The following is a 6,636-nucleotide window of genomic DNA, read 5'->3' on the forward strand; positions in this document are numbered from 1 at the left end:
TAGGTGTAGAGTGCCTCATGACCGATGACCCAGCCTTCCATATCGTCCTGGCTACCGTGCTTCGCCGCACCCTCGGCGAAACCCGCGTCGAAATGGTTCAAGCCCATGCCGCTCTCGCTGAAGTTCGGATGAACGTGAGGGACGACACCGCGCGCCGCTATCATGTGCGCCTAGGTCTCACCACAACGGCACCCCTCCGCCGTCCTTGAGTGGTCCTTAGCTCCCACGCGCTACGGCGGCGACCCATTCTGTCCTGTCCACAAACCTATACCTTCGTGAACACGATGCTTGACATGTGCACCAATCGTCCACTAAGTGATGTACACCAATTCTCTTAGAGGAAAGTGCACACATGATCATCGGCTATGCTCGCGTTAGCTCCACTGGCCAAGACCTCGACACCCAGCTTGAGAAGCTTGCGGCTGCCGGTGCTGAAAAGGTCTTCAGCGAGAAGCGGTCTGGTTTGGACGAGACGAGGCCCGAGCTTGAGAAGGCTCTGGAGTTTGCCCGTGAGGGTGACGTGTTCGTGGTGACCAAGGTGGACCGTCTGGCGAGATCAGCGGCGCACCTCCACCAGATCGTCGGGACGCTCGACAAGAAGGGCGTTGGTTTCAAGGTGCTGGACGACGCCTCGCTCGACACCACCACCCGAACGGGCAAGCTGGTCTTTGGTATCCTCGCCAGCATCGCCGAGTTTGAGACGGCCCTTCGGAAGGAGCGCCAGATGGAAGGCATCGCCAAGGCGAAGGCAAAGGCAGCGGCCCAAGGCGAGCCATGGAAGACCGGCAGGCCGGTGACGCTCGACCATGCCCTGATCAGGGCCCTGAAGGCTGACGGGCGCTCTGTGAGGCAGATTGCAAAGGAAGCCGGGTGCTCACCTTCAGCGGTCCAGAAGGTTCTGACAGCCGCTGGCTGACGACAAGCCACACCACTAGCACTACGAAGGCGGCTTCCAATGCCACCAGCACGATGAACGCGCGTCGTCACCGACTGACAACGGCCACCATCAGCACCTATCCAACGCTCCTCCCCCAAGCTGACCCGCGCGGTTCTCCCCTGCATTGCGATTGCCTGTTGCCTTGTTTGCTCCTTCCGGGGCGACTGGACGTGGCACTTGGCGGGTCAGCTTTGGTGAGGCGCGTTTGTCCTTATCCGTGCATTTCCATGGGGACAGCCTCTTCGACCACCCAACAAAGGAGCAATGGAATACACGACCGAACTACTCGACCGAACCACCGGCGACCTCGACACCGTCTCACTCGGCAACTGGGTCACCGTGACTGAATACGGCATCCTGAAGGGTGTCGGAACTCGGCAAGTCCGAGCAGTCTTGTCCCACCTCGGGCTACTCCAAGAACACCTTGAGGTGTCTAAGTCAGGGCACTCTCGGGTAGCCCGAAGACGCCTTACGGACGAAGCCGTCAAAGCCGGTCTCGGCAAGCGCATCTATCCAAGGAAGGCGGGGAGCTATCCCTTCGATGTCCTATCGCCGGAGGGCCAATCTTGGGCCGACCTCAGGTGGGAGGATGCGGTCAAGACCATGGCGTCTGAGATCGCTTCAAGCCCAATCGTCATAACGGCCAAGGAATGCCTCGACAGCTTCAAGGCTTCTCGTCGGTCAGAAATGACACCTCAGATGGAAGTCTGCTTCCTGTCCGACCACTTCCCTGACCTCCCCCAGGTCGACATCTGCAGGATCACCGGAGCATCGCCCCGAATGGTTTCCCTGCATGTGAACACCCGAGCGGACCAGATCAGGGCATGGAAGGCTTGGAAGCTGAAGGTTCTTCCGTGACCAAGCACGCCACCTTCCATTCATGATTGACACCTGCGGTTGGACTTCGAATTGAACCCGGACTGGGGATTTCCCTCCTTGGTCTCTCCCTTCGGTGGTCTTCAACCCGAGGGTTCCCCTATGTCCCCAATTGGTCCGCCTTCGGGCGTTCCCTGACTACGTCACCATGATCGTCATCCGACTGGATACCTACATTACACAAGGAGTTACATCGTCGAAAAATGACTACCGATGAGAAGGCGCTGGCGACCCTACGTCAGCCCGGATGGGACCCGAACGGGCTCCATGACCAATACGTTACCGAACATGTCGTGACGGCTTTCCTTGCGCCCTACCGGGACAGCCACCCCGAGGGTCGACCACTTCACGAACACCGGCTTGGAGCGTCGTGGACGGGGCCAAGGAATGCGGCTGGGGATCAGACCTATCTGCCGTCGCTATGGGCCATCCTCGACCATGTGGCCGACGTCAAGGACCTAACTGACAGACAGGTGGTCCATCTCGTCATGACCTCGACCGACAGCGAAAGCTACAAGCCGGAAGAGTGGCAGACTATGGTCGAGGGCAAGATTGCTGAGGCCAAGGTCCGTCACGATGCCAAGCGCAAGAACGAGAGAAATAACCACGACGATGAACGGGCCGAGCGAGGGGGCCGGGAACGGTTGACGCTCGACCACCTACCGGGCCAGCGGGTGATACCTGACGAGGCCATTTCACAGCGCGCGAAGATGCGCCGAACGAAGTCACTGAAGGAAGCGAAGCAGCGGCGAGACCAGAGGCGGAAGACTGCCGAGGGTGTCGTGATCCAACCGAAGAAGGAGGAGTGGCGGGCGATGAGCCCCGAGCAAGTGAAGCAGTATCACCAGACTATGGAGCGGCTGGTTGCCATGGGTGCCCTCGACCCGTTCACCGTGGACGAGATCGAGAACCCCGAGGGCTCGCCAATAGCGTATCTCTACCGAATGGGTCGGATGACCGCCAAGGGTGACCGGGCATGACGTTCGATGACATCAGGCGGCGTGACTGGGCTGCGACCTATCCCACGCGAGAGGCAGCCCTTGCCTTGGTCGAATGGATCAAGGCCGATGACTGGGAGACCATCTCGCAGCTAGACCGGAGACTGCCGGGGATCGGCATCGAATGGACCCAGAGCTTCAACACGGCTGCTGAACGATGCTTTGAAGTCTACGGCTATCCCGAGCTTGAGGCCGTGGCAGTCGCACGGCGTATTGCCGAGATGTCTATGAGACCCACGGCGCCGCGTGGAAGGGTCGCCGGAGCCAGCGATGGTCTTGCCGGAGCAACGACCCCAACCGGCCTTAGCGCGCGTCCAGAAGGCCTACAGACGATGACCTTTGGGTTCACCCTAAGGCGCTGACCCAGCCACCACAAGACCGACATACCGCACCCGGAGCAATGACGCGCCGGGGCGATCCATCACGACCAGAAGGAACGAACACTATGAACGATTTCAGCAAGGCCTCCGGGCTCCAGATCAACAGCAACCAGATCGACATTCGCGGGCAGGAAGCACGGGACCGACAGGGCCTTGAAGACCGCGTGGACCAGATGCGGCGCGACCATGAGCAGGCCGAGAAGGATCGTAAGGAAGCCGCCTTTCAAGAGCAGATCGCGGCGCAAACGGAAGCAGGCCTTCGGGCAAATCAACAGCTTCAGGCTAAGCGCCTTGGCATCAACACCGGGCAGGCGCTGAACGAGAGCCAGAAGGCTCAGGTAGCAGCGGCTAAGCCCATGAATGGCTCAGCGCCGCAGGTCCTTGTGGATCAGCTTGCGGTGACCGTTGGTGGCATCCAGTTGGGACCCCAGCAGGCCAAGGACATGGCGGCACGTGGGGAGATCAGCCAGGGCGACTACGTCGCGGCTGTGAACGCAGCTCTGGTCCCCTACGGCTATTCTTTCAGGTAACCACGGGGGCCGAGAGTGACGACGGGGCTTCGGCCCCTGAGTTGCCCACCGTGGGCGACCAGACCGACGACGATGAACTGACAGCCGACCAGAAGGAAGAGAAGCAGTATGCCGAGTTTGTGCGCATGGCCGACCAGAGCCTTGACCGCTTCAGGGACACTCACAGCGAACCCCAACAGCAGTTCATTGTTGACGCCTTCGTGGAGACTGGAGAAATCCCGACTGGGGAAGCCTTTGGGATCGAGGAGGTTGAAGCGGCTGTGGTCGTGGCTGCATTCGAGCAGCATCTGGAGCGCAACGTGCTTAGGCAGCATGGGCTGACCCTTGACACCTACTTTGAGCATGTCGACGACGCCGACTACCCGGCACTACGCAAGGCTGCAGCTAAGGGCGAATGGCACGTCTTCCATGGGCATGCCCAAGCCATAGCAGCCGCCCGGAAAGCCGGCACAGCCTTCACTGACTAACGCGTCCCCTGCCCCCGATGCATCGCCCCAAGAGGTGTGTCGGGGGTGGGTGCTTTGGGACCGGTATTCTACTGCCCAGCCTTGACCTGAACGAAGCGCATTGAGACTTTCCTGTCTCCGATGTATGCCCTAGACGGGTTGATGCTCACGGTGGGCCGCCGCCTTAGAGAAGGACAAAATGTTCCGGCCGCTGCGTACGCCGCCGTTCGTCTAGTTTGGTGGGCATAGTGGCTCTGATTTATGGGCTGATTAAGGGATGGCGCTCCGCCACGGTCGCCATTCTGGCGCGACTGATAAGGGCGAAGCGCGCTTGGGCGGAGATCGCGCGGCAAGCTCGTGAGCGAGCAGACCAGTAGAGGACACAGCGGGGGCCTTTTGTATACAGCATGAAGATTGTGGCGTCCTGCCCCACCGCCCCCAGCGCACGCTAGCCTTTCCTGGCCCTTAAGCGGGCTCCGAGCCTTCGGCGAACGGTTCTTCCGCGCGGTCAATGGGGTCCAGCACGTTCACCGGGACCCCTTTCGCTCTGGTGTACTCAATGAGCTTCTGCACGACGTGTTCTGCGACCAAGGTGACGCCCATACACATTTCGCTGAGATCATGTCTGGACAGGCGTATGGCGGTGCCGACCGGAAATGCACGCTCTTTCCAGTGCATCCCGAGCATAATCGGCCCACCTCGCGCCACGAACGACTGATCCGTCCCTATCGTGGCGTTGTCCATCAAGACGCTCTGACCGTCCTCGCCAACTACAGAAGCGCCAAACAAGCACCACCGAATGCGAAGTTCGCCGCTTGGAGCATCCTCCAAAGTCACATTGCCCATCCGATGTGAGAGGCAGTTTCGAGCGAGCCGAAAGGTCTCGAACATTTCCCCAAGATCAGGCCTGAGTTGCAGGTCCAGCGCTAGCCAACTGTACTGCGCGCCTACGTTGAGCTTCTCGAACTTCCGTTTCGCCTTCAGGTCTTCGCTTTCGGAATAGGTCATCGTTTGAAGGAGGAGGTGTATGAAAAATGCCTCCGTCAGGAACATAGAAAAACTGTCTGCCAAATCCCTTAGACAGTTGCCGATGGTCCAGCTTTCGAACTCCTCAAGGTAGTGTCGCTTCATTTCATCTGATGGGTCTGGTGGGACGAAATGGAACTGCACGTTGTCAGAGAGGATATGCGAGATAGGAGGATCTACCGCTATAGCGTTCGTACCGACCCCCATGAAAACAGACGCCCTCCGCACTCCGACTTCGGCCACCGCCTTCAGCTTGTTGAAGTCGATATTGAGTTGCATCTTGGGGGGCAGTGCTTCGGTATCGTCCATGCGACAGACTACCAGAAAGATGGCCAACGCGGAGTTTGTATCTGCCTTGACAGAAGGTACACCGCTCGGGCACAAAGAGGTACACCGAGCTTAACCGCTTCGGGGGAAGAGCCCCTTCTACCCCCTTGATTTTTAACGGTTAGTTCGGGTGGAACGCCTCAGTGGGATTTGGCATTTAGCGCCGTCCGGGGGCACCAGCAACATGCCGTTTGTCACGGTGGTGTAACCGCCGCAAAGCTGAAGACGTTCTATCCAGGTGGAAACGCCGAGCGGGATGCAACTTTGGTCGATGGTATTGTTGGAGCAGGCATCGACGTCGCTCTCACACACACGTGTTCTTGCGAGGCGAATACGACTTCTCCTTCTTCGGCAAGAAGTCGCTTGAATGTTGCGGCGGCGGATGCACGCTCGAACACCCGCTTCAGACGCACGATTTCCGCGTCGGATCGCGATGGAGTTCCAACTGTTCAGCTTCTGAGGTTGACGCTCTCCACAGGAATGGCAAGACCAAGGTCCAGCTTGTGAATGGCATTCCGCGGGCGCAATGTCGCCACGAACCCGACGGCCAGGGGCCTGGATCGCAAATAGTTCGCGGCTCAGGCCCCTCGTCCGTCCCGGACAATGCTATGGGGGCTCTTCTGCCGGGCGCTCCGGCCCTTGTTGTGCTGGCCCGGTCAAATTCCACCGGATGAACGTAGCATCCTTCCCGGTGACTTCCCGCACCGCCCTTAACAGCACCTCATGCAAGACGCGCGTCTGTCTGTAGTGGTCGCAATGCGGCGATATGAACGGCTTGATGATGCTCAGGTGCAGCGCTTCCGCCGCCACGAGAAAGCGCTCGATTTCAGCCAGCGATAATCGCTTTGAAGGTTTTGACCGAGCCATTGCGACACCTTTTAAGAGTCGCCCCACCCGAGGATAATATTCCTACTTTCCTCAAGGCATGTAAAGCGGTCACGCCCAAAGCCACCACTAAGACAGGAACCAGGCGGGAGACGCCGTCCCAGGGATGCGACGACGCATTGCCGAGATATTTCTCTGTTGTCGCGCAAAGAAAAAAGCCCGTCGCGGTTTGGCGGCAGGCTCTCTCTATGGGCTCCAGTGGACTAGAATTTGTAGGCGATGCCGAAGCGA

The 6,636-nt window shown here is 59.3% G+C and carries 8 protein-coding genes; 6 read left to right on the forward strand and 2 right to left on the reverse strand.

The annotated features are described in order from the left end of the window. Nucleotides 1-352: 352 nt before the first annotated feature. The 6 genes from EN939_RS15740 (at nucleotide 353) to EN939_RS15765 (ending at nucleotide 4,188) form a co-directional block, all read left to right on the forward strand. Nucleotides 353-916 carry a recombinase family protein gene (locus EN939_RS15740; protein WP_127268728.1) on the forward strand — a complete coding sequence of 188 codons (564 nt, stop codon included), beginning with the start codon at nucleotides 353-355 and terminating at the stop codon, nucleotides 914-916. 285 nt (nucleotides 917-1,201) lie between these two features. Then, the gene (locus EN939_RS15745; protein WP_127268729.1) at nucleotides 1,202-1,795 is read left to right on the forward strand and encodes a hypothetical protein; all 594 of its coding nucleotides are present in this window, start codon (nucleotides 1,202-1,204) and stop codon (nucleotides 1,793-1,795) included. 221 nt (nucleotides 1,796-2,016) lie between these two features. Beyond that, entirely contained in the window at nucleotides 2,017-2,793 is a 777-nt protein-coding gene (locus EN939_RS15750; protein WP_127268730.1) for a hypothetical protein, read from the forward strand. Then, nucleotides 2,790-3,173, forward strand: coding sequence for a hypothetical protein (locus tag EN939_RS15755; RefSeq protein WP_127268731.1), 384 nt, complete (start codon nucleotides 2,790-2,792; stop codon nucleotides 3,171-3,173). Before EN939_RS15750 ends, EN939_RS15755 begins: the two co-directional genes overlap by 4 nt. Nucleotides 3,174-3,256: 83 nt before the next feature. Then, the gene (locus tag EN939_RS15760; RefSeq protein ID WP_127268732.1) at nucleotides 3,257-3,721 is read left to right on the forward strand and encodes a hypothetical protein; all 465 of its coding nucleotides are present in this window, start codon (nucleotides 3,257-3,259) and stop codon (nucleotides 3,719-3,721) included. Nucleotides 3,722-3,771: 50 nt separating this feature from the next. Further along, nucleotides 3,772-4,188 (forward strand): hypothetical protein, encoded by a 417-nt coding sequence (locus tag EN939_RS15765; RefSeq protein WP_127268733.1) that lies wholly within the window; start codon nucleotides 3,772-3,774, stop codon nucleotides 4,186-4,188. A 444-nt stretch (nucleotides 4,189-4,632) separates the two neighbouring features. Here EN939_RS15765 and EN939_RS15770 read toward each other — a convergent pair whose 3' ends face one another. After that, a complete protein-coding gene (locus tag EN939_RS15770; RefSeq protein ID WP_127268734.1) occupies nucleotides 4,633-5,502 on the reverse strand; it encodes a hypothetical protein in 870 nt (289 codons plus the stop codon). Nucleotides 5,503-6,126: 624 nt separating this feature from the next. Then, complete coding sequence (locus EN939_RS15780; RefSeq protein WP_127268735.1) at nucleotides 6,127-6,387, reverse strand: hypothetical protein; 261 nt, start codon at nucleotides 6,385-6,387, stop codon at nucleotides 6,127-6,129. Nucleotides 6,388-6,636 lie beyond the last annotated feature (249 nt).

The organism is Mesorhizobium sp. M7A.F.Ca.CA.002.05.1.1, assembly GCF_003998335.1.
GTDB lineage: Bacteria > Pseudomonadota > Alphaproteobacteria > Rhizobiales > Rhizobiaceae > Mesorhizobium.

Excerpts from the sequence above, each read along its gene's own strand:
- EN939_RS15760 (WP_127268732.1), top strand. The coding sequence starts at position 3,257 with ATGAACGATTTCAGCAAGGCCTCCGGGCTCCAGATCAACAGCAACCAG.
- EN939_RS15755 (WP_127268731.1), top strand. The coding sequence starts at position 2,790 with ATGACGTTCGATGACATCAGGCGGCGTGACTGGGCTGCGACCTATCCC.
- EN939_RS15750 (WP_127268730.1), top strand. The coding sequence starts at position 2,017 with ATGACTACCGATGAGAAGGCGCTGGCGACCCTACGTCAGCCCGGATGG.
- EN939_RS15740 (WP_127268728.1), top strand. The coding sequence starts at position 353 with ATGATCATCGGCTATGCTCGCGTTAGCTCCACTGGCCAAGACCTCGAC.
- EN939_RS15770 (WP_127268734.1), bottom strand. The coding sequence starts at position 5,502 with ATGGACGATACCGAAGCACTGCCCCCCAAGATGCAACTCAATATCGAC.
- EN939_RS15780 (WP_127268735.1), bottom strand. The coding sequence starts at position 6,387 with ATGGCTCGGTCAAAACCTTCAAAGCGATTATCGCTGGCTGAAATCGAG.
- EN939_RS15745 (WP_127268729.1), top strand. The coding sequence starts at position 1,202 with ATGGAATACACGACCGAACTACTCGACCGAACCACCGGCGACCTCGAC.